The organism is Methanobacterium bryantii (assembly GCF_002287175.1).
In the GTDB taxonomy this organism is placed as follows: domain Archaea; phylum Methanobacteriota; class Methanobacteria; order Methanobacteriales; family Methanobacteriaceae; genus Methanobacterium_D; species Methanobacterium_D bryantii.
This window is the reverse complement of sequence record NZ_LMVM01000002.1, coordinates 1-23,007: the sequence shown is the minus strand read 5'-3', so window position 1 is coordinate 23,007 and position 23,007 is coordinate 1. Positions and strand designations below refer to the sequence as shown.

Sequence of the window (23,007 nt, the reverse complement as noted above, 5' to 3'; positions counted from 1 at the left end):
TTAAGTATTTAATTTAAAAATTAAAGATTTCATGCAGTTATTTACTGTATAATCACTGATTAATGTTAATAATGTTAGTAAATTCCCTAAAAAACATATCTATGTTTAATTAGTTTATACCATTTGAATTAGTAACATAACTGGTGCATTTAAAGATTTTCATTAAATCCAAAATATCATAAACAATTAAAATAAAAATAAGATCACATTTGGAGGGTGCAAATTGCAGAATGCATCAGAGAGAGAAAAAATAGGTAAACAAGCATCTTATGTAGCTATATCTGGAAATATAGTCCTTACACTATTTAATATAATCGTTGGGATTTTTTCTGGAAGTACCGCACTTGTAGCTGAAGGCTTTCACACATTATCTGATGTTTTAACTTCAGTTATAGCATTTATAGGTTTTAAAATAGGTATGAAACCAGCGGATGAAGAACATCATTATGGTCATGGTAGAGCAGAGCCTATTGTAGGGCTTATTATTGTTGTGTTTTTATTAATCGTGGCTTATGAGATAATATATGGGGCTTATGCCAAAATTATTCTTGGAGAAATAGTTGCACCTCCAGGTTTGATAGCTGCCCTAATGGCTGCAATTGGAATAGGGATAAACTATACAATGAGTACCTATCTTACAAGATCTGGAGAAAGAATTAATAGCCCTGCGCTTGTAGCTGATGGGAAACATCAAAGAGTGGATATATTCTCATGCATAACTGTTCTAATTGGAGTTGTAATATCTCAATTTGGAATACCTATCATAGATACTATTGTATCAGTATTTATAGCTATAATAATACTTAATACAGCTTTTCATCTAGCACTGGACAATTTTAACACGTTAATGGGTAAAATACCCTCAAAAGAGCTTATTGAAGATATTAAAAGCGCAGCATTATTATCAGAGTGTGTTAAAGGTGTCCATGATGTAAAAGTGAATAATATGGGGCCTTATGCATCTGCGGAACTGCATATTGAATTAAATAAAGATTTAAAACTTGAAAAATCTCATAAAATAGCACATGAGGTTGAACAAAACATAATTAACAATGTTGAATCTATTAAAATGGTCAGCGTTCACACATGTCCTATTGAAGTAATATGCAAGCAAAATTTAGAAAAAAAATAATTAAGTTGTTTTATAAATACATTCTAGACTCTATTTTACAAGATCATCAAAAAAATTACATCATTTTTGATTTTTCTTCTTCAATCTTTTCAGCAATTTTTTTCTCTTCATTATCACTTAGAGTGTCTTTAGACTTAGGGAACAATTTATGCTCTTCCTCATCAACATGATGTTCTACAGAATCCTTTAATTCTTTTAGTTTAGGCATGAATTGCCCATCATTCTTTCCAAGCCGATCTAATTCTTTTATTAATCCTTTAGCTTCTTCATGCTCTTCAATACCGTGCTCAACTAAGTCTTCATCAGCTTTTTTTGCTTTGGGATAATAAAAATCTTCTTCCCCTTTCATGTGCACTTCTAATTCTTTTTTAATTTCTTTATACTTAGAAGGATCTTCATTTTCTATTGCTTCTTTAAACATTTCTTTAACTTCTTCATGGTCATGTTCCAACATTTCATAAAGCTTTTGATGTGTCATAATTTTTACCTCTTTAATCGTATTAATTATATTGTATTTATTATTATTTCAAGGTACTGTATATGGTCTAAATATTCAGGGGGTTGATTCTAAAATTTAAATCAAAAATAAAATTAAAGTTTGAATATGAAAATTAACCTCATTTTAAATTAAAGATAATGGAACTGACTCTTCATTGTTAATAGCAAATAAATAAAGCATGAATTCATCTATTGTAATCAATTAAAGTAAGTCTTTATCATTTATCCATGCCCTTACTGTTTTATTAAAAAGTTCTGGTGATTGTAAATTCCATAAATGATATAAACCTGGAGCTTTGAAGATTTGAGAATGGGCAAGACATTTATTTAAGTCTTCAGCGGATTCATGCACTATTTCCCATTCTGTTTCACCCATAGTTATTAAAACCGAGTTTTCTACTTTACATAATCCTTTAGGAATTCTAAATGCTGCATTTTCATTTAACATACGTTTAGTAAGGCCGTAAGTGTTAAACTCCATTATGTCTTTTCTATAATTTTCCGAATATTCAAGGGGTATTTTTCCATTTTCCAGAAATTTCTTTAATATAAAATCAGATTTCAAAAAAGGCCGAAATATGATGCTCAAAGGCATCATTGTTAAAGCAAACCTTCCATAATAAGGCCGTACTACTGTTCCACTTGCCATTGCATGATCTACAACTTCCGGCGCCGTACCTAAAATCTGTATCACTAACTGGCCGCCAAGAGATATTCCAACTATATGTGCTTTTTTATTATGGGCCCGCTCTTTAATAAGTTCTATAATTTGTTCTGCAGCTGTTTCAATTGTAAAAGGAGTTATATGCTTACTTTTTCCATGTTCAGGAAGATCAGGGACTAAACAATGATAATCTGCAAATTCTTCCAGTTGTTTATCCCACATCCAGCCCGATAGCCCGCCACCAGTTATAAAAACTATTGACTCTTCATTTTCTCTGCCTGTCTCTTTAACAAATAGATCCATGAAATCCTCTCCAAATATTTGGTGATTATATCTTTCAGTACACAATTCTCACTAGATATCCTATATATCATACTAGCCCAATATAATCTTTTCACAATAATAAATAGTATTTTATATCAAAATAAAAGCTAAAAAATATCTTTTTAATCCAAAAAATTGTATAATAAACGTATTAAACATATGAAAATACCAAATAAAATCTTTAATACAACCAAATACATTATTAAATATTAATTTGTATATAAATGGGCCTTTAGTGCCTATTTTTGTACAGAATTATATTTTTGATTAATATTACATCTGTAACTTGTAGAAATCTTTTTATATTTAAATACTCAAACTATGAGTAACTTAGTAAGGTATAACTTAATAACTTAACCAGGTTATACCTTAACAACCACATAAGTTAGCAACTTAATCAGTTATACCTTAATAACACATTATTAATAAAAAGGAGAAAATACATGGCAGAAATTATAGCAGTCCTTAATCAGAAAGGAGGAAGTGGAAAAACAACCACTGCCGTAAATTTAGCTACAGCACTGGCAAAAAAGGGTAAAAAAATAGCACTAGTAGACTTTGACCCCCAAGGTAATGCAACAACCTATCTGGGGTTGATGAAAAGAGAAATGAAAAATACCATGCGAGACGTACTTCACGAGAAGATCGATGCTAAAGATGCAGTACGGATTACTGAATATGATGGGCTGGAATTAATTCCATCAAACATAAAACTCTCAGGTATTGAAGGGTATCTCAATGCTCAAACTTCCCCCATTTCAGTATTAAAAAGTAAGCTGAAAAATATCAAGGAGGACTATGACTACATCTTCATAGACGCACCCCCCACATTAAACATTATAGCCACAAATGTGCTTACGGCAGCAGACAGCGTAATTATACCAATCCAGGCAGACCCATTTGCACTGGAGGGAATGGTAGACCTGCTTGAAGTTATTGATATTATAGCAGAAGACCTTAACAGCCCTACAGAAATCAAAGGAGTTCTTATAACTAAATTTAGAGCCAATACAAAGTTAGGTAAAGAGGTTAAAGCAGAAGTGCAGAAATATTTTAAAAACGAACTATTTAAAACCACCATTCCAGATAACATTAAGGTATCTGAAGCTCCAGGGTACAACAAGCCAGTGATCGTCTATGATCCAGATTGTGCAGGTAGCAAAGCCTACATTGAACTGGCAGATGAATTTTTAGCGAGGGAGAACAATGAATAAAGGAGGACTAGGTTCAGACATGGGATCCATGTTAGAGCGCAGGGAAAAGAAAAAATCTCAAAAATCAGAATTTGCATCTGAAAAAATTAATGCAATATTACTCGAGGAACTTCACGATAAAATTAAAAATCAACCACGAATCTCATTCTGGGACCCTGAATCTAAAATTGTCCTGAATTATCTTAAAGAAACCAAACCCAAGTTCAGTATCAGTAAAGAAATTTCCAGGGTTCTGCAGGAATACCTGGAAAAAGAGTATCCTGAAATCTGGACAGAAGTAAAACAATTAAGAAATGAATAAGTTATTCACTTATTCACTTTTTACTTTTAACTAAAGCCATACACCACAAATAATATGGAATTTTATGCCCCATTTTAATAAAAAGAACTGCTAAATAAACTATTTCCATAAAATCAATGAGTTATTTACTTATTAAGTTTATAAGTTATACAGTTATTAAGTTATGCAGATAGGTAAAACCCAATTTCAATATAAATTTATCAAATAAGCATATCTATCTAAATTAACTTTCTATTTATTCTATTTCAACCCATTATAGATTTAATAGTTTTTTATTGATTTGAGTGTATCCGAAATTTACACTCTAAACCCGTAGGGAACAATTTAAAATTAAATACACTGAACTTTTCCGCAGTACTTGTTCGGCACCTGCTGTTTAATTTCAAAATAATTTTACTTGAACTCATTCCAGATACTTGTTTGCACCTGAAAATAATCCTAAAATTCTGCAAGGGGCCATAGTACTACCATTTTTCAGACAATCCATCCAATTTACTGTACTGAAACGGACCCCACCACTTTAAAAAAAATATTTATCCAATCATTTCTAGAAATTTATTTAGTTCTGCTAGGCTACAGCTACGAAACCTATTAATATTTCTTTTTTAAACTCTAATTTCTTGGCCAGTACATTATCATCGCCATTCCTACAAGACATATTAACCCACCTATAATGTCAAATCGGTCAGGGGTTACTTTATCTACTTGCCATCCCCAGATTATGGCCATTGCTATAAAAATTCCCCCGTATGCAGCGTAAACTCTTCCAAAATTTGCAGGTTGAAGCGTTGCTACTACTCCATATAAAACCAAAATTATTCCTCCTAAAACTGCAAGCCATATAGCTCCTCCTTCACGTAACCAGAGCCATATTAAATAGCCTCCCCGATTTCACAAAATCCTGCAACTATAAAATAAATAATTGATTTAATAACTGCTTCCATTTTTTAATCATCCTATTTTTTTATTTAATGACTGATTTAGTTTTACCTAATTTTATGAGATTATAATATTTAAATTAACTGTTTAATTAGTAATACTAATATAAACCCGCGAAGCGGTAATTGCAGCCCTTAGACTCAGTTTTTTACTGGGAGGTAGTGGGCTATTTTGTTAAACGAGATATTACGAAGTTTTTAAAAAATTTTTTATTTTTTTTTCAAAGCTTGGGAGCCTGCGACCGGACGTAATATCTCAAGAATTTAACGACTAGGGCGGATTAGATATTAATCTTACTTTCTAGCCCCCGTTTATGGTTTCATTAAAGATTTCATTATTGGAATCGTTAAAAGAACCTCATTTGATATGATTTCGTAAAAAAGAAGCCATCAATAGAATTCATTAATTATAAATAATATTATGAGAATGTGATTATTATGGAAACATATCCTAAAAAACATTGGTTTAAATTTGAAGCGTTTTTACAGTTCCCTAAACCTATATGTTGGCAAGGGTGGGCCTGTTATGCTATTACTATACTAGCTATAATCATAATTGGCAGATTTTTGATAATGATCGGTAAAGGCTCTACTCCCCACATTGTGCTTATTATAGTAACATGTATGACCTGCTTTATGGCTGTAGCTATTACAAAAAGTAATTTCATAGAAAAAGCATTATCTTTAAAACAAATGTAACCATTCAAAGATTATTCAACTTTATTTCTCCACTAATCACCATCATCTCTCATAATTTCATAAAAAAAGAAGCCATTAATAGAATTCATTTATTGGTCTCTTTTATTGAATTCATTTGATAGGTACCTTTTAATGGATTCACTTGTGGTACATCCAATAGAACTACCGTCCTTTTTATCCAGGGTTGCAATACTGCAAAGCTTTCCCAAGGAACTAATCACTTCTAATTCTCAAAAGGCCTAATTTCCCGCTAGGGGCTACTATTCTAAGACTAAATTCTGGATCCATCTAAGGGATTCTATAAAAAAATGCTCATCTTTGATGCCCGTGTATATACACTTTTTAAATTGTTTTACTTAACATCTAAAACACCGTACAATAGAATAGTATGAGTAAGTTATTCACTGAATAAGTTATACAGTTATTAACTGAATAACCTCATATAAATATTAAAATACAAAAATAATCCATAAATAGAAATATAAAATGTTAACGCTTTCCTTTCCTGAATTCATACATCAATTCCATAGATTCAACAGCCAAAACCTGTAACATCTCTTTTAATTTGTTTTTTTCATCAAGTGATAAAGACTGAACTCTTTCTTCCCATTTCTTATCTATTTCTGAAATAGCATCTACCGCAGCCCTTCCTTTTTCTGTAACTGTAATTATCTTTCTTCTGCGGTTGTTTTCATCAACTTTACGTTGGACCATACCTGCATCTTCCAATTTTCTCAATGCCCTTGCTATTGTACTTTCGTTCAAGTGAAATCTACTTGCCAGTTCTTCCTGAATTATGCCGTCTTCACGGGCTAAACCCATTAAAAATTGAAACTGCCCCCCAATCCCTAACTTTTCTATTTCACTAAATAAAAAAGCCATGTGAGATCTGCTGATAGTGGTTATTAAAGACCCTAAGGGCATGTCCAAAATTTCTTCCTTTGATAAACGTCCTCTTTCTTTCATTTTTCTCCCGATTTTTATATTTAAGTAACCTTATTTTTAATTTTAATGTTTTTTGTATTTAAAAAAAAGGAGAAAAAAGCAGATTAGTTTATCCTTTCTCCTTTAAATTTTCTTATATTCACATCTCCCATCTCTTCCCTTTTTAAACTCCTTAAAAACAGCCTGAAGTATAGATAACTGATAGCAGACCCTAAAATAACACCAATCACTATTCCCCAGTAAATTCCTGTAGCTCCTAAATGGAGCACAATTCCCAGGATATAGGCAGCAATTAATGATAAGACCAAGTCTCTTATAACAACTAAAAGCAGTGAGGTAGTTCCTTTACCCGCTGCCTGGAAAACAGCAGTAGATGCAAGCCCAAATGGAATTGCCATAAAGAATACACAGAAAATTCTAAGGAATTCTGCGATCATCGGTATCATATCTCCACTGTTTGCAGAATAAGCAAATAACCAGGCAATATTTGGGGCGAAAATGTAGGTTGTTACAGCTAAAACCAGAGATATAATCCCCCCTAATTTTATGGCATAATGACAGCTTATCTCTAAATTTTTATAGTTCTTTGCACCATAGGCGACTCCCGCAACGGTTAGTACGGCCGTTTCTATTCCAAGAGCAGGAATTATTCCCATTGACACGATTCTCCATCCAGCAGTATAAACAGCCACAGCAGTTGTTCCAGCGGCAATAACTAACATTGTATTAATGCCCACTGTCAGCACAGACATTATAAACTGCTCTACACTTGCAGGTAATGTTACTCCAAGTATATCTTTAATGATCCTTGGATCAAAGTGGAAATCCTTAAATTTAAATGCCAAGTATGTATCCCTTTTTATAAGTATCCAGTAAAATATGGCAACTGCTGCTACAGATGAGGATAATACAGTAGCTACTGCTGCCCCGCTAATTCCCATGTTGAGTGTGTAAATAAATATGGGAGCTATAACCATGTTCAATATACTGCTTATTGCAATTGCATAGGTGGCCCTCTTCATGTCCCCTTCTGCACGTAGAATACTGGACCCAACTGAATTAAACAGCAATGCAAAAGACCCGGCAAATATAATTTGCCCATATTGTGTTGCAAGGGTTAACACACTTGCCGCACCGATTGCAAGTAGTATATCCTTTAAAAGAAGAATCAAAACAACAGGGAGCACCACAGAAAGTACGGCAGTTATTAAAATTGCATGCATAGCTGCATTATCTGCATTATCTTTATCTTTTGCCCCTATACACCGAGCTATAAGGGAAGTAGCACCTGCCCCTAAGCCCTGTGCAAGCCCTACAATTACCATAAATATTGGCGAAATAAATCCTAAAGCAGCCAGTGCATCAGCACCGAGTCCTGCTACCCATATACTGTCAACTATTTGATAACTAACTATAAGGATCATAATTAACATCATGGGAAAAGATAAATTTCTTATGGCTCGTTTAGGATCTCCGGTTATCAATTTAATCCTGCTATCTGCATTTTTAGTTTCATCTGTCATTTTTTACCTCCAAAATTTTCCATTTTGGGGTTCCAAAAATCATTTATGATTTTTGATAGCCTCCAAAAAAATTGAAAATTTTCTTGTTGAAAATTATAAGTTCAGTACTCTTGCGTCCATCAATAATTGCATGGAGCAAGTGTTAGGGGGTATGATATTCATCACATATATACTTGCACTATGCAAGAGTTATAGTCAAAATCAAAATACCTTAAAAAAATGTCCTACATCCCTAAAAAATCAGAATGAATTTTAATTACAGTGAAAAAAAGCATTTATAACCCAATAATATAAAAAAAAGTAAGTAAATGTATTTATATCTAAATAACGCCCAAGTTTAAAATGATAATTATCAATGGATACAATTTAAAGCATGAACTTATTTATCTCATAAACCAGCTCATGAATCTAAATAACATAAATGTGCTTTTAACCAACCTATTCAATATAGCCATTCCAATTACAATACGTCCAAATATTCCAAACTTTGAAAGAAGCCAAAAGCTCACAAATTTCCATATTATATCTATTAACCAGCTCATACTAACTTTCCTCCATTATATTTTTAAACATAACATCAAAAACTTTCACGATAAAATTAGAAATACAAAATAGCTGTTAATTAAAATTCCAATTAAAAATATTGATTTAATATTGAATGTAGCATATTTAGTAGCTGATTCTCTATCTAAAGGCATCTTCAGCAGCTCCAATATCCCCAAACTTAACGGAATTAATGAAATAAAAGTAATCACCTTAAAATTTAGGACCTGTGGATAAAGACTTGTAACTGATATTAAAGCAAAAGATAGTGTCATCATAAACGCAGAAACTCCAATAAACTTAAAACCAAATCTACGGCCATTTGCTACAACTAAAGTTATTTTACCACCTAATTTATCTCCTTCCATATCTGGAATATTGGCACTGTTAGTTAAAAAAAGTCTTGAAAAAGCAAGAGGTATAGTAAAAATCAGCATGGGAATAGTTAAAGTTCCCATTAAAGTAAAAAATCCGGCAGAAGGCAGTAAAATCCCATAAAGTGCATTTGAAACTTCGCCAAGCCTGTTGTAAGCTAATTTTAAAGGAGGTGCGGTGTAAAACCATGCTAAAAAATTACCAAATACTGCCAGTAAGAAAAATTCAGCAGGGTATGAAAAAATAACAGTGAAAACAGCTGCAAGAACGACTGACAGCAAGTTAAGCACAACAGCAAATCCCTTTGAAAATTGCTTTAATTCAGGGTTTTCAAGTAGTACGCCGCTACCTGCAGAAACAGTGCTGGGCCCTGAAAGGCTGTCTGTTTTAAAGTCATAATAATCATTACTGTAGTGAACAGCAAGATGGCATAAAAGCAAAATTGAATAACCCATTATAAATTTAGTTAAACTAAATTCAGCATTGAAAATAACCGCTAACAGGGCACCCATAATAAAAAGCAAAAATCCATCAAATAGGAACATCGGCCTTCCTAATTTAACAATTTTTATCAGGGTATCCCCTTTAATATTCATACTATTATTAAATAAATTATTACATAAATATTTTTTAATACTGTTTAAGATATCTAAAAAAAGTCCATATCTTTGGACATTTACCCATTCTAAATATGTTACATGTTTAATAGTTAAAGTTTATTGAAATTTTTACTTCAAAATAGTATCTACAGAATATTTTTAGATTCCGGAAAACCTGATTTCTCTTCGATAATTTCTCCAAGTTCATCAACTAATTGTTCTAAATCTTCATCATCATCAGAAGTCCATTCCATCCCCGCATAATCATACAATGCCTTAAAATGTTTTCGTAAAATTTTAATAGCTTTTTCCTTACCCATAATAAGCCTCCCCCATCTAAATTATTATTTAATTTGATTTAATATAAATAAATATCTTTTCACAATTAAATTTAAATTTAAATTTTTAACTAAGAATATGCAGCATAAATTTTATGAAATATACATAATAAACATTCTATTTATAAATTCACACCACTAATAATGTATAATATGTAAATTAAATTTGATTCATGGTTATCTGTAGTGGAATATAATGTTAAATGTTTTTATTTTGTTGTTAATGTGATTAAAATCACATAATGGACCATTTACTTTAAATAATTTAAAATTAATAATGGATATTGCGTATTTTACCAATTTGTATCTATACGCCCTCAAAGGTGTTAGACCACTAAAAAAACAAACACCTACCACTTAGGGACACTCGCTTACACTCCTATACTGAGTGTCCCTAAGCCAATGTTAAATACAAATTAATTGATTTACCAATATATGATGATTTATAGAAAATTCTACTTTTTCAGTCCAGGACATTAATTTCTCCTAAAATATACTCAACAATTAATTTTAGTTATGTATTTTTAGTTCAAAGTGTTAACTTCTCTAAAATGTATATTCTACAATTCCATGGGATATCTAACTTTAAAATATGCACCTGTTCGACACTATATTCAATTAAGTACTATTTTATTATACCTTTTAAACTATATAACAAATATATGGTTAAAAGAATAATTTAACTAATGTGATATCATGGAAAATAAAGAAAAAATAATCAAAGCTTGCAAAAATCTATGAATTTTGCAGCACTCAAACACTGTCAAAATTCTATGAATTTTGACGCCCAAAAAACAAAGTTTCGAGGGCTTCGTGTTTGGTACATCGAAAATTTTTAATTTTCGCTGGAGCCACCAAAGTCAGCCCGATTTCTGGTGTAGACAAAAAAGAAGTTGCCAAAATAATGAAAGAACTTAAAAAAGATGAAACTATTTATTCCCCTAAAAGGTGCTACTGGACATTAAAAGAATAAATAGCTGTATTTTTTATTTTTACTCAGTAAATTTTATTTACAAAAATTAGTTTTTAAAGGAATATTTACATACAGCAAGATTAAAGGAATTAGTAACTTATTCAGTTACTCACTTCATAAGTTATGTAGCTACTAATTATCTAATACCTTTTAGCAGTGCCGTTTTAGGCAGCATGGCCCAGATGTGCTCTAAAAATAAAGTAGGCTGATTAAGAGCAAAATATTTTTTTAAATTCTCAAATAGCTTGAAATAAATGCAAAAAAAGCAAAACCTCCAATAAAAGCTAATGCTGCAAGCCTTGCTTCCCCATTTCTGTGAGATTCAGGTATAATTTCTTCAGCAGTTATTGTTAATAAAATACCTGCAGCAAAAGCCAGTATGATATATTCTACAATCGGAGGCTGCCCTTTAACAAGGAAATACCCTGCAGATGCACCTAACAAAACAGGTAAACTTGCAAGAAGGTTTAGAACTATCCTTAAATTCTTTTTAATACCCCTCTCTTTAAAGGATGCAATGGTTGCAAAACTTTCAGGTATATCTGCAGAAACTACACCTAATGCAACTAAAAAACCAATTTGTAAATCTATTAAAGACCCTGCACCGATTAAAAGACCATCAGTAAATGAATCTATTGCAACGCCAAAAAAGATTGCCCAAGCAGTTGTTGAGTGATTTACATTACCTAATCTGCCCTGTACGAAGTTAATCAGTTGATCAATAGTAATAAAAAAAATGCCACCCACAATAAATGCTAAAATAGTTATCCATGGCGTGTTCGATTTTAAAATTTCAGGCATTAATTCTATACTAATTACAGCAAGTATAATCCCTGCCGCTACGTGCAAAGCTAAACTTAAATTTTTTCTGTCTATTTTTAAAAATTCAGCCGATATACCCCCTGCAAAAGTCCCTAAAGCAGGTAGTAACGAAAATAATAGGATTAACAGAAATTCGTTCATGCTTACACGTCAAAATTATCAATTAAATTAATTTTTACTTTTTATATTTTTTATAAATGATGAAACATATCACCACTATCACAAATCCAATAACTACTATTTCTTCAAATATGCCAATTTCTGTTTCTATAGTCCTGTATAAACTTCCAAATTGCCATGCCATAACTCCAAAAATAAATGCTTTTACTAAAGTTCCAAGGAAAGTAATTGTAATATACCTTTTAATATCATATTTGATAAAGCCGCAAAATGCGCTGACAACAACACTTGGTACTATAGGAAGAGCCCTCGCAGTAAAAATAGATAATGCCATTAAATTATTTTTGGAATAATTCTCTTCTGTTTTTTCTATTTCATTCCATGACAGCCCAAGATATTTCCCCCAGCGGTCGATAAAAGGCTTACCTGCATAATAAACAATCCCATAAATAAGTAAAGATCCAAGGGTAACCCCTGCCGCCGCAGGTACAGCTATATTAATTAAAAGGATCTGGAATGCATGAAACGAAATAGGGATATTTTCCATTATAAAAAAGCTCGAACCCATTATAACAGCTGTTGATGGTATGGGAGCAATGATCTCCTCAAGGACACTTCCAAAAAAGATACCCCATGAACCATAAGTGACTATAAACTCTTCTAAAAATACCACTAACTCCATAAACATCAATTAAAACTCCTTTTAAACCATATTTTCTATGATTAAACAAAAATTGTTTTTGTGGCAATCAATTTTAAAAAATAGAGTTAATCATATTTTGCACATGTTTAATATGTAATTTGACCTACAAATACTTTTTCAGATGGATATAGTTTCAGATTTTTGAATTTATGGCTTAAATCATAAGCTGAATCTTCAAATTAATTAAAAATTGATACAGCATCAGATAAATAATATGATAACCAGATTAACTTAATCAGTTGTTCACTTTATAAGTTATACAGTTATTAAGTTATGTTTAATAGTAATGCAAATATGTCAAAAGGCCAGATGACACAAATTTACATGTCTAAATGAAAATAATCATGAAGCTATGCATATTGAATTTTTTTAAAAAATCTAAATCAAAATTTAGCCTCTAAACTGCACTAATTATTAATTATATTATAAATACAGTTCGTTCAGGCATATTACCATGTACATAGTTTTTCTTCATTAACATGTTTACTGGTTAATTTAAGTTGAACTTGTTTTTAAAAAATTCCATTTAATCAAAGGTTACATAATAATTTAAATGCTAACATTTGCACAATACTCCAACATGAACGATACAGTTTTACATTTTAAAGTAAAGCTTAAAACACATATTATCATTTCACCAAACACTGCGTTAAGAATATAACTTATAAGTTAAAAGGAAATATTTATATACTAAAACGTTTACATTATAAGTTAAGTGGAATTAATCGCTCCACTTAAGGAGATGTAGTAAACATTGTTTTTTTCATCTCCTTTCATCCCCTTTTAAACTCATTAATTTTTAAGATCAATCCACAAATTGAAATTTATTCAAAATTAAAATTAAGATGTTAAATGGCCATAAATTCCTTTTAGCCCCAGTTGGAACTAGTGAAGTAAAAGACATCAATGATAAAATAAAATTATCGCTCATGTTCACAAAAACTTCGGTTTTTGTGACCGTAAAAATCTGCGATTTTTACATGTCAATGATCCTGTGTATGAGTTATACTATTATGTTAAATTGTGGTTTTAATTGATTATATGGAATTTATCTTAAAAAAAATGCAATTTACTTAACCAGACACACGAGTGAAGTGATAGTATTTACACAACATTCTGGGCATGAGCGAAAATTATAAAATTATAGACAGAGTTTTATCCAAATTAAGTATCGAACCTAAAATCAGTGTGATTTCAGGTACAAGACCCGAAACCTATGGTATAGATCCAAAAAGTGATTACTTTATCGAAGAAAGTTTAGATTTAACAGGAAAAGTTAAAAATAAATTTTCTATAAAATCTTCGGTATAACGCTTAGCAGTATTTATTATAGTCATTTTAAGATCCATTGTCTGGAAATTAGGTGAAAAAGCACCGGCAAGTACAGGAAAAAAATAGCGTATGAACTCTACAAACTGCTAATTTTTTTATTTTTAGTCTGCAAAGCTTGAAAAACAGTAAAAAAGCTGGGAAGTTAAACATTTTATCCTACGGCTACAGGTTCCAGTATCACTGACACTTTACCCCCCTGTATCTTCAAATGCAGCCATGGCACCTGCATTGGGAACTGTCTGTTTTTCAACCATCATCTTCAGCCAGCATTTTCAATTTTTTTAGCTGTTCCTCCAGAAAATTAAAAAAACGATCGTATTTTTAACCACATTACCCCTTTGATATTTTACACCATTTTATACAGGTTCATCTTCTCCCCCAGTTGTTACAAGCCATTAATCAAATGGCCCTTCCCATTCATCAATTTTTTATCCAAGAATTTTTTATAAAATTCTATTGTTTTTCAATCAGCAATTTCCAATCTTGTCCCTGAAAATCATAGATTTTAAGTGATTTATCAGAGTAATTCAATGTAATTAAATCAATAGGGGCTGAATTAAACCACCATATAATTGGTGCAAACTTAAGCCTGCCCATCTGTATTTCATTAACTTATAGCATGATCCACAGAAAAATAATGTCAAATTTTTTGATTGTGGGCCTGTGAAGGAACACTAACTAATAAATTCCATAATTATAAATATTTTAAAAAATGTAATAAGTAATATTTTAAATAAAAAAGATAATAACTTAAATAAGGGATAATATATCCAAATTTAGTTATTTAAACTAGTTAAAATGACAGGATTCACATATATAATATTTTATACTCCTTAAAAGATATTTTGAATATTTAAACAAAATGAAATGAAAAGAGATGAAAAAATGTCCAATAAAAAAGCAGTTAAATGGAATTGCAGATGGGATGGTGATAAATAATGATAAAGACTGCTAAACCCGAAGAAGAGCTAAATTTAATAGCTGAAGAAGGTAATGGAAAGTTGTATGAATGCAAAGGGTTTTTAGTCCCTGTTCTCTCCGGTTCCAGCAGGGAAATGGGTACCCAGTATGGAACCATGATGGTAGAATCAATGCAAAAGGCTTACGATGTGCTGGTGAAGCCTGCATTCAAATCAGGCGTTCTCGCAGATGAAGATGCCAAGGTGTGGGCTGAAAGAGCAGTTTCAACATTTTCAAACCATAACCGGGAGTTTTATAAAGGTTTAGAAAAAAGTACGGGATGGTCACAGGTTAAAATAGGCATACTCGATCAGTTAATGGAATTTGGAGCTTATCAAGCTGCTTTACATACTTTTTCAGGGTGCACATCTATTTTCGCCTGGAAAAACTTCTCCAAGGACGGGCACATGTATATCGGACGAAATATGGATTGGAGTATGCAGTACAACGAGTTCCCCCAGGTTTTAACTGTAATCAATCCTGATGACGGCCGCTACCGCTATGCAAGCATTGGATGGCCAGGAATATACTGCGCCCTCACTGCACTTAATGAACACGGTGTTTACCTGGATGTCCACGATGGTACCAGCATGGGAGGGATCGTAATTTATAAGGATCGACCGCCGATTACGGGCATACTAAGTGACATAATTTCAGATACTGCATCAGTAGAAGGGCTTATTAAACGTTTAAACGGTACCAACTGCAGTGCATCCTTAATTTTGAATCTTGCAGATGAATCAAGTGCAGCATCCATGGAATGTTCCTCTTTAGGCGGTAACCGGGTTCGACTTTCAGACAATAATTCTATGGTGGCTGTCAATTCATTTTTAAACCCAGACTGGGGAATCCACAGGCGAGACACACTAAGCCACTCACTGGAACGTTTATCCAACATGACCCGCAGGTTAGACGAAAATAAAGGCAGTATTGACGTGAAAAAGACATGTGAACTCATGGACCTGCCGCTGTTCGAGGCAGACGGTACCATAGGTAAGGGATGTACCAAGCCCACCAAAATAGACATCGACCAGACCACCCATCAGGTAGTGACCGATGTCTCAAAGAGAAAGATCTGGCTCAAAGTACCAAACCCCGACTATTTTGTAGACTGGACGCCCTTTGACCTGAAAACACTCTGGAGATAACACAATTAAATAATTTAGATAAAAAATGCCGTTACCAAATACAATTTAGATAGGTGTTACTCGCATATTTAAAGAGTAGTAACTGCTCATTATGCAAATAGTATGGAAAAAAGCTAAAACAAAACTGTTTAAGCAAAATGATTAGATTAATTTATTCCTTTTATTTTTTAAAATACATCATTTTATATAGTATCAAAAATAGAAAGTTATTCAAGCCTTTTTAGGCTATATTAAGGACGTGAAAAATTGTTTAAAAATAATTACGGAAGAGATAATAAAGGAAATTCTTCTCCTATAAACGAAGGTGAAGAATACGATGTTAAAATAGAAGATATGGGAAGAGATGGAGACGGAATCGCTAAAATAGAAGGTTTCATAGTTTTTGTAAATGGAGCTAAAAAAGGCGATGAAGTTAAAATTAAAATCAATTCTGTAAGAAGAAACTTTGCTTTTGCAGACGTAGTAGAATAGCTTAATTTAGGTTTTAAGTTAATTTTTAATGCTCTTAATCTATATTAATGCTTCAAATTGTACTACAATTATAGTGAACGTTTTTTTATTAAGATGTCACGTCTTATCATTAAAACTACGGATCATGAGCTTTTAAAATTTAATTTTCATTTAAATTTATCTATTTTTTAATTTTTTAAACTCCATTACATATTTTATTGAATTAAAAGAGGAATAATATGGCAGATTATGGTATTACTGGAGTTAAATATGATAGTATCGGCAAACACATTGAATGGGTTAAAGTCGGTGAATTCACAGGTAGTTCCTTTGGAATACGAGAAAACTGGCTGCGGACTAAAGTGATTTCAGAATTTGAGAAAGGAAAAACTTTCATAACAGTTTTAAAACACGGCGATAGATTAAAAAAAGGATTAGATATAAGTATAGTTACTGTAAATGGAAAAAAATATATCCGCACAGACAATAACGATAAAAATTCTGACAATTTAAAAGATATTCCTGAATTTCCATAATAATACAAAAATAAGTTATTAGTTTTTAATTTCTAAATCTGGTTTTAAATATATCAATATCCTAAAAATTCAAAAACCTTGACTAAAATCTTACATTAAAATTGCATAAGTTTTGTTATCAGTATTTAAAAATTAATATTTAATTAATTCAATATTTTTAGGATAATTTTATCATACCCCTAACTTCTACTATTTTTTATTCGCTCATTTCCATGATCCTGTGCATGAGTTATACTTTACGTTAAATTGTAATTTTTAATTGATTATATAGGATTTATCTTAAAAAAAATGCAATTTACTTAACCAGACACACGAAAATGAAGCGATATTATTTACACAACATTCAAGCATGAGCGTATTATTTTTATCCACTTACAACTGCTTTATACCAGATATCCCCAACCATCAATCCACGAATCTAGAATAATATAAGGGGTTCCACACATATCAACAGTTTGACCTTTAATCTGGTCTTTTAATCTCTCTTTATCTTCAGCCGTTATACTGTCTTCCGGTTTTAATGTAACATTTAATATTCCAGCATACTCCTTCTTTAAAGCATAATTTTCCATTTAATCACCAAATTTTTCACTTTTTATCTATCTGTAAATACTCCTGAATTCATGTTGTTGGTTAAAAAATAAAAACCTTATTTTTAATCAAACAGTTATTTCAAATCCGTTAATAATATCTCTACGAATGAATAATTTTTTATATAGAAACATTTATATATCTAAACTTTTACATTATAAGTTAGATAAGAAGATCACTGCACTAGCAGAGGATTTATTTCATAGCTTACCCAAAAGCGTGAAATGGTTATTAAAATGAATAAAGAAGAAATTAATAATAAAACCACAGAATGTGGATCTAAAACACGCATATTATTATTTAGTATTGGGTTTTTTTTATTGGGCACTGTTTTAGAGCTAATTTTTGGAGATAATGTGGATAAGGTACTTCTAGTAGTTTTAAATGCAATAGCTATTATTTATATTTATATAAAAAGGCCTAAATGGTTTAAAATATTCAAATTCTTAAATTTACGCATAGATAGTTTAAAGGGAGGTTAAATAAAATGAAAATGAAAATATTACCGTTATTTTTGATGGTTTTAATGGCATTTTCTCTAGCTCAGCCCATATTTGCTGCTAACCCGCAGCTAGAAGATACAAAAATAGCAATGAAAAACGGTGAACCACTGCAAGATATAACAGTTAACGCTGGAGATTCCATAGAATTACAGGCTAGATTATACTGGTACTGGTACACTGTTGATCAGGTAAATGCTCAATGGATCCCTCAAATATGTCGCTATTTAAATTTTTACGTGTATAAATCAAATGCAGATGGAAGTAATGGGGACTTAGTATGGTCAGATACAGCAATAACTAACTTTTTCACAGCTAATGCCAATCCTGATGGATTTACCCTTAACGAGAAGGGTACTTACAACCTGTTAGTAAAATATGAAGGAAAACTAAAACACTGCAGTGCAGCAGCTAAAATTTATGTGGTTTAGGCCGCATACCCCCGTTTTATTTTTAGGATCAAAAAACCACAATTCCTTAAACCTCAAAGAGAAACCTTTATATACTTAAAATCTTACATTAAAATAATGCAGGATTGTATAAATAGCACATTAAAGTTTAAACTTTTTTTACAGTCTCTTTAACATCCGGGGTTTAGTAAGAATACTTTACAAACTGGAGTTCAGTAAAAGGCTCATTTTTAAAAACGAGTATTAACTTTACAAAAAAAATAAAAAGACTTATATATACATAAACATGATAGATTTATAATTATAATTATAAATAATAACAAATTAAAAAAGAGTGGTTTGATGCTTACATCTGTTCAAAAAGAAATATTGCAAAGCTTGATAAACCTTTACAGGAAATCAAAAGGCAAATCCATTAAAGGAGAAGAAATTGCCGAGCTTATGAGCCGTAACCCAGGGACTATACGGAACCAGATGCAGTCCCTAAGAAGTCTAGGACTTGTTAAAGGTGTCCCCGGACCCAGAGGGGGGTACAAACCGACGATAGAAGCATATCACACTTTAAACATCAGTGCAATTGATAAAGAAGCTCTGGTGCCCATATTCAAAAAAGGGAAAAGAGTGGGAGACTTAAGCGTTGCCAAAATAGAATTTACAAGTATTCCCCACCCCGGAGAATGTGAAGCCGCCATAAAAGTTGTGGGAAACATAAAACAGCTTGATCTGGGAGACAGGATAAAAGTGGGCCCAACACCCGTGAACAAGCTCATAGTAAATGGTATGGTGGTGGGAAGAGACGATGTGGACAACCTTCTGCTCCTTGATACCACAAATATAAGGAGTATCCCCAAAAAATCAGTGATCGAAGTTGCAAGCCACAACCTCATAACATTGAAGCCTTCCATGAACGTAAAAGATGCTGCAACAGTGCTTTCTGAACACAAAATAGAAGGTGCCCCTATAATTGAAAATGAAGAAGTAGTGGGGATTTTAACCTTAAGCGATATATCAAAGGCAATTGCAGATGGAAAAGAAAACCTCAAAATCACAGAACTCATGTCAAAAAATATCATAACTGTTGAAAAAGACCTTATGATTGCAGACGCCATTGAAGTTATGAATAAAAACAAAATAGGCAGGCTTATTGTGGTGGATAACGATAATCTTCCCCTTGGTATCGTAACAAGAACCGATCTTCTGGATAAAATAGCAGGTATAAAATAATTCAAAACTTTTTTTAATTTAACTGTATATTTTAAATTTAATTAATTTTATTAAGCCACCCATAAACTATATGGAAAATAAATTTAAATAGTTACTTTTAGTTTTAATTAATTTTAATTTGATTGATTATGGATGTGAAAACTTGAAAATTCAACACATGGAAGTCAAAGAAAACATGAGCGTTCTTGATTTAATAGAAGAGATGGGTAAATCAGGAGTTTTAGGCGCGGGCAGAGTATCTAAAGCTACACAATTATTTGCAGATTCAATTAAAGATGAAGACACATCAATTTTTTTAAGTGTTGCAGGCCCTATGGTGCCGGGGGGACTTCGAAAAATAATTTTTGATCTTATAAATGACGGCTTTGTAGATGTTTTAATAACAAGCGGGGCCAATATAACCCATGATCTGGTTGAATCCTTCGGCGGGGGACATTACAGGGGCATCAGTGCCGATGATGAAGAGCTGCAGAAGCATGGAATGGGAAGAATTGGCGATGTTTACACTAAATCACATGATTTTGAAGTATTTGAGGAAAAGATCAGCGAAATTTTAAGTAAAATCGCGGAAAAAAAGAAAATCATTTCAATTAGAGAGTTCCTGTTTGAAATTGGAAACATGATTGAAGATGAAAATTCAATACTTAAAATAGCAGCCGAAAAAGGCGTTCCTATTTATGCGCCAGGTATAATCGACAGCATGCTTGGTCTTCAGCTCTGGATGTTTACCCAGGATAAAGAACTCCACCTTGATGCTGTTGGAGACATGCATGAGCTTTCAGATATTGTATTTGATGCTAAAAAGGTAACAGCTGTGCTCCTTGGAGGAGGTTTACCTAAACACTATGCCCTTGCATCCAACCTCCTTAAAGGCGGTGTAGATGCGGCTATTCAAGTTACCATGGATAGGAGTGAAACTGGGAGTTTAAGTGGAGCACCTTTAGAAGAAGCAAAATCCTGGGCAAAGGCAAAAGCTGGTTCTAACCTTGTAACTGTAATTGGGGATGTAACTATAATCTTTCCAATGATGGTTGCAGGTGCAAGGGAAATTATAGCACGCTGACCATATGAAATAGTTCATTAAAATGAGTTTATTACTTACAATTGTGAATATAACCAAATTTTTAAATGGAATCCACTAATTAGCTAAAAAATTAATTAAAATAGACGTAAATTACGCCTATTTTTTGATACGAGTTAATCTAACTGAGATTAACTTTCAACATACCTTTCTGGGTGTTCCAGAAAGAGCTTTTTACTGCAAAGTGAACAGAAATAATATGTTTTACCATCGTATCCTGCCACGTGTTTAGCTGTACTTGGATCAACTTCTTTTTTAAATACGGGATCTACAAACACATTCATTACGGTGCCTGCTGTCATTTCTTTTTCAAGATCTAAACCCATTTTTACACCACCTATCAAAAATTTAAAATTTTGGATGCTACGAAGCTATTGAAAATCAAAGATTTTCAATGTTTGCAAAACTGAAAGTTAGAAAAACGAAGCGTGCAAAAACATTAAGTTTTTGTGCATTCGAAATCTTTGATTTCGAAAGTTTTTCTACACCAAAAATCTTTGGTTTTTACATGTCCGAAAATTCGTAGAATTTTCACATGGAAACTTCCAATTTTAACGGCTTATAATTAAGTAATGTAAAAACAAAAAAATAGTTTTCGGTTTTATTGTATGATCCATCCTCTCAAGAAGTATTTACAGGTATTACTGAATTTTTGGAAAATAAATATATATTTTTTCTACAAGCATCTTCAAGCCGGTATTATATGTTTTAAAGCTTTTTTATGCATTTTTGGTAAGATGGACATAAGTGTACTCATAATACCGGTTTTTCTTTACCGTCCTATGACCACCCCCCTTTTATTATATGGTACCTGTTATGTTTTTCTTAATATAATAATTTTTTGTAAATAATTATTAAATCATATATCTCCAAAAACTTAAATTACTTTAAACTCAAAGATAACATTTGATAGTTTGTTGAATTACCCCAGAAAATTTTACATTTTAATTAAAATAATTCAAGATACCAACTTAATGTTTTTTTAATCTATTATTAAGCTTATAAAAACTTTTAAATGTATAATAAAAAAATTTTCTACCTTTAATTATTTAACCAGTGATTTTTATGTTAGAGATACCCCTTTACGCTTTATCTGGATTTTTTATGAAAATATCAGATGATATGCATGATAAAAAAAATAATATGGTCCTTGGAACACTTGCAGGGATTTTATGCGGATTTATGTTAGGATATTTAGTTACAATTAGCATAGACGCAGCTTATATATTCTTTGGGGTTTTCCTTGGGACTTTCCTTTCAAAAAAAGTGAACTGTATTAACCACATAGTTACAGCACTTATATTTGTTGTAATTGTGTTTTTATTAGGTTTTCCTGCAATTGGAATAGGCACATTAGCCATATGCACAATCGCAGCTTATATAGATGAAATAGGCAACGATAACAAAAGAATTTATGAAAAAAGCAGGATACTGAAAATATTTTTTGAATACAGATTTGCCCTTAAAACAGCGATTTTAATACTTGCAGTACTTGGAGTTATTCAAAGCTTTTATCCGGACTTTAAAATCTATGGAATTTACTTCTTAGGAATTCAGACCTTTTTATATTTCCTGCTGTTTGAGATATCCTATGAATTTGCTGGTTTAAAATTCGATGCTATTTACGATAAAGTTTACAGCGTGATCGGGAACCTTAATAAAAGCAGTTAAATTAAAAAATTAGATAATTATCAACGTTCCGAATTTATGTCTTTTACACTTTAGGGTATTTTAATTAGATAAATATCACTTAAATGGTTTTCCACATCCTACTTTAGTTAAAAGCCAGAATTTAGCTTGTAAAATTAGAAATAGGAGAATTATTATCAAAAAACATGCAGTTTTTGATAATTTAGATTGTATCCAATTAAAAACTACACCCATTTTTCCTTATTTTTAAATACTAACAAATTTGGTGCCGTCTAAGATAATGTATACAGCGTGTTTAGAAATCCCTGATAATTGAGCATTTAAACTAAAAAAGAGAGATAATTAAGATTTAATGCTACCAATTATATCCTCCACAGCTTTTAAGGTCTTCTGATAAATAAATAAACCATTTAC

Annotated in this window: 27 protein-coding genes; 14 read left to right on the top strand and 13 right to left on the bottom strand. The window is 31.8% G+C overall.

Translation table 11 applies throughout. The annotated features are described in order from the left end of the window. Positions 1-223: 223 nt before the first annotated feature. Positions 224-1,132 (top strand): cation diffusion facilitator family transporter, encoded by a 909-nt coding sequence (locus ASJ80_RS03355; protein ID WP_069584062.1) that lies wholly within the window; start codon positions 224-226, stop codon positions 1,130-1,132. A gap of 55 nt (positions 1,133-1,187) precedes the next feature. On the opposite strand, the gene ASJ80_RS03350 is transcribed toward ASJ80_RS03355, so the two are convergent. Both ASJ80_RS03350 and ASJ80_RS03345 read right to left on the bottom strand, forming a co-directional pair. Next, on the bottom strand, positions 1,188-1,610 hold the full coding sequence (locus ASJ80_RS03350) for a hemerythrin domain-containing protein (protein WP_069584063.1): 423 nt from the start codon (positions 1,608-1,610) through the stop codon (positions 1,188-1,190). A gap of 222 nt (positions 1,611-1,832) precedes the next feature. Continuing rightward, a complete protein-coding gene (locus ASJ80_RS03345) occupies positions 1,833-2,597 on the bottom strand; it encodes an alpha/beta fold hydrolase (RefSeq protein ID WP_069584064.1) in 765 nt (254 codons plus the stop codon). Positions 2,598-3,061: 464 nt separating this feature from the next. Here ASJ80_RS03345 and ASJ80_RS03340 point away from each other — a divergent pair, with 464 nt between their 5' ends. Together ASJ80_RS03340 and ASJ80_RS03335 are read left to right on the top strand one after the other, a co-directional pair. Further along, positions 3,062-3,832, top strand: coding sequence for a ParA family protein (locus tag ASJ80_RS03340; protein WP_069584065.1), 771 nt, complete (start codon positions 3,062-3,064; stop codon positions 3,830-3,832). After that, positions 3,825-4,133 carry a hypothetical protein gene (locus ASJ80_RS03335; RefSeq protein WP_069584066.1) on the top strand — a complete coding sequence of 103 codons (309 nt, stop codon included), beginning with the start codon at positions 3,825-3,827 and terminating at the stop codon, positions 4,131-4,133. Before ASJ80_RS03340 ends, ASJ80_RS03335 begins: the two co-directional genes overlap by 8 nt. 612 nt (positions 4,134-4,745) lie before the next feature. On the opposite strand, the gene ASJ80_RS03330 is transcribed toward ASJ80_RS03335, so the two are convergent. After that, on the bottom strand, positions 4,746-4,976 hold the full coding sequence (locus tag ASJ80_RS03330) for a YnfA family protein (RefSeq protein WP_245837445.1): 231 nt from the start codon (positions 4,974-4,976) through the stop codon (positions 4,746-4,748). Between the two features lie 533 nt (positions 4,977-5,509). On the opposite strand from ASJ80_RS03330, the gene ASJ80_RS03325 reads away from it, so the two are divergent. Further along, positions 5,510-5,770, top strand: coding sequence for a hypothetical protein (locus ASJ80_RS03325; protein ID WP_069584067.1), 261 nt, complete (start codon positions 5,510-5,512; stop codon positions 5,768-5,770). An 89-nt stretch (positions 5,771-5,859) separates the two neighbouring features. Here ASJ80_RS03325 and ASJ80_RS17615 read toward each other — a convergent pair whose 3' ends face one another. From ASJ80_RS17615 to ASJ80_RS16805, 6 genes are all read right to left on the bottom strand, one after another. Beyond that, positions 5,860-5,991, bottom strand: coding sequence for a hypothetical protein (locus ASJ80_RS17615; protein WP_255360698.1), 132 nt, complete (start codon positions 5,989-5,991; stop codon positions 5,860-5,862). 268 nt (positions 5,992-6,259) lie between these two features. Beyond that, positions 6,260-6,736: a MarR family winged helix-turn-helix transcriptional regulator gene (locus ASJ80_RS03320; RefSeq protein WP_069584068.1), complete on the bottom strand. Its 477-nt coding sequence runs from the start codon at positions 6,734-6,736 to the stop codon at positions 6,260-6,262. A gap of 83 nt (positions 6,737-6,819) precedes the next feature. Continuing rightward, positions 6,820-8,238 (bottom strand): MATE family efflux transporter, encoded by a 1,419-nt coding sequence (locus tag ASJ80_RS03315; RefSeq protein WP_069584069.1) that lies wholly within the window; start codon positions 8,236-8,238, stop codon positions 6,820-6,822. Between the two features lie 383 nt (positions 8,239-8,621). After that, positions 8,622-8,780: a hypothetical protein gene (locus ASJ80_RS16810; protein WP_176720263.1), complete on the bottom strand. Its 159-nt coding sequence runs from the start codon at positions 8,778-8,780 to the stop codon at positions 8,622-8,624. A gap of 45 nt (positions 8,781-8,825) precedes the next feature. Further along, positions 8,826-9,752 carry a prenyltransferase gene (locus tag ASJ80_RS03310; protein WP_069584070.1) on the bottom strand — a complete coding sequence of 309 codons (927 nt, stop codon included), beginning with the start codon at positions 9,750-9,752 and terminating at the stop codon, positions 8,826-8,828. 149 nt (positions 9,753-9,901) lie between these two features. Beyond that, positions 9,902-10,075, bottom strand: a complete 174-nt coding sequence (locus tag ASJ80_RS16805) for a hypothetical protein (RefSeq protein ID WP_176720264.1) — start codon at positions 10,073-10,075, stop codon at positions 9,902-9,904. A gap of 835 nt (positions 10,076-10,910) precedes the next feature. Between ASJ80_RS16805 and ASJ80_RS03305 the strand changes: the two genes are divergently transcribed. After that, on the top strand, positions 10,911-11,066 hold the full coding sequence (locus ASJ80_RS03305; RefSeq protein WP_095651966.1) for a MarR family transcriptional regulator: 156 nt from the start codon (positions 10,911-10,913) through the stop codon (positions 11,064-11,066). Positions 11,067-11,294: 228 nt separating this feature from the next. On the opposite strand, the gene ASJ80_RS03300 is transcribed toward ASJ80_RS03305, so the two are convergent. Both ASJ80_RS03300 and ASJ80_RS03295 read right to left on the bottom strand, forming a co-directional pair. After that, a complete protein-coding gene (locus ASJ80_RS03300; protein ID WP_069584071.1) occupies positions 11,295-12,029 on the bottom strand; it encodes a ZIP family metal transporter in 735 nt (244 codons plus the stop codon). A 34-nt stretch (positions 12,030-12,063) separates the two neighbouring features. Next, positions 12,064-12,696, bottom strand: a complete 633-nt coding sequence (locus ASJ80_RS03295) for a DedA family protein (protein ID WP_069584072.1) — start codon at positions 12,694-12,696, stop codon at positions 12,064-12,066. Between the two features lie 1,137 nt (positions 12,697-13,833). On the opposite strand from ASJ80_RS03295, the gene ASJ80_RS03290 reads away from it, so the two are divergent. The 4 genes from ASJ80_RS03290 (at position 13,834) to ASJ80_RS03275 (ending at position 17,137) form a co-directional block, all read left to right on the top strand. Then, positions 13,834-14,022 carry a hypothetical protein gene (locus ASJ80_RS03290; RefSeq protein WP_069584073.1) on the top strand — a complete coding sequence of 63 codons (189 nt, stop codon included), beginning with the start codon at positions 13,834-13,836 and terminating at the stop codon, positions 14,020-14,022. Between the two features lie 959 nt (positions 14,023-14,981). Beyond that, positions 14,982-16,151, top strand: coding sequence for a C45 family autoproteolytic acyltransferase/hydolase (locus ASJ80_RS03285; RefSeq protein WP_069584074.1), 1,170 nt, complete (start codon positions 14,982-14,984; stop codon positions 16,149-16,151). A gap of 246 nt (positions 16,152-16,397) precedes the next feature. Next, entirely contained in the window at positions 16,398-16,622 is a 225-nt protein-coding gene (locus ASJ80_RS03280) for a TRAM domain-containing protein (RefSeq protein ID WP_069584075.1), read from the top strand. 218 nt (positions 16,623-16,840) lie between these two features. Beyond that, positions 16,841-17,137, top strand: a complete 297-nt coding sequence (locus ASJ80_RS03275; protein ID WP_069584076.1) for a DUF3892 domain-containing protein — start codon at positions 16,841-16,843, stop codon at positions 17,135-17,137. A gap of 383 nt (positions 17,138-17,520) precedes the next feature. Here the strand turns inward: ASJ80_RS03275 and ASJ80_RS03270 are convergent, their stop codons facing one another. Then, the gene (locus ASJ80_RS03270; RefSeq protein ID WP_069584077.1) at positions 17,521-17,709 is read right to left on the bottom strand and encodes a hypothetical protein; all 189 of its coding nucleotides are present in this window, start codon (positions 17,707-17,709) and stop codon (positions 17,521-17,523) included. Between the two features lie 243 nt (positions 17,710-17,952). Here ASJ80_RS03270 and ASJ80_RS03265 point away from each other — a divergent pair, with 243 nt between their 5' ends. The 4 genes from ASJ80_RS03265 to ASJ80_RS03250 all read left to right on the top strand — a co-directional run bounded on the left by ASJ80_RS03265 (position 17,953) and on the right by ASJ80_RS03250 (position 20,925). After that, positions 17,953-18,210 carry a hypothetical protein gene (locus tag ASJ80_RS03265; RefSeq protein ID WP_069584078.1) on the top strand — a complete coding sequence of 86 codons (258 nt, stop codon included), beginning with the start codon at positions 17,953-17,955 and terminating at the stop codon, positions 18,208-18,210. 5 nt (positions 18,211-18,215) lie between these two features. Then, a complete protein-coding gene (locus ASJ80_RS03260) occupies positions 18,216-18,659 on the top strand; it encodes a hypothetical protein (protein ID WP_069584079.1) in 444 nt (147 codons plus the stop codon). A 321-nt stretch (positions 18,660-18,980) separates the two neighbouring features. Continuing rightward, positions 18,981-19,862: a CBS domain-containing protein gene (locus tag ASJ80_RS03255; RefSeq protein ID WP_069584080.1), complete on the top strand. Its 882-nt coding sequence runs from the start codon at positions 18,981-18,983 to the stop codon at positions 19,860-19,862. A 157-nt stretch (positions 19,863-20,019) separates the two neighbouring features. Next, a complete protein-coding gene (locus tag ASJ80_RS03250; protein WP_069584084.1) occupies positions 20,020-20,925 on the top strand; it encodes a deoxyhypusine synthase in 906 nt (301 codons plus the stop codon). Between the two features lie 149 nt (positions 20,926-21,074). On the opposite strand, the gene ASJ80_RS03245 is transcribed toward ASJ80_RS03250, so the two are convergent. Beyond that, positions 21,075-21,269 (bottom strand): YHS domain-containing protein, encoded by a 195-nt coding sequence (locus ASJ80_RS03245; RefSeq protein ID WP_048079907.1) that lies wholly within the window; start codon positions 21,267-21,269, stop codon positions 21,075-21,077. Positions 21,270-22,008: 739 nt separating this feature from the next. Here ASJ80_RS03245 and ASJ80_RS03240 point away from each other — a divergent pair. Continuing rightward, positions 22,009-22,614: a hypothetical protein gene (locus ASJ80_RS03240; protein WP_069584081.1), complete on the top strand. Its 606-nt coding sequence runs from the start codon at positions 22,009-22,011 to the stop codon at positions 22,612-22,614. Positions 22,615-23,007: the final 393 nt, after the last annotated feature.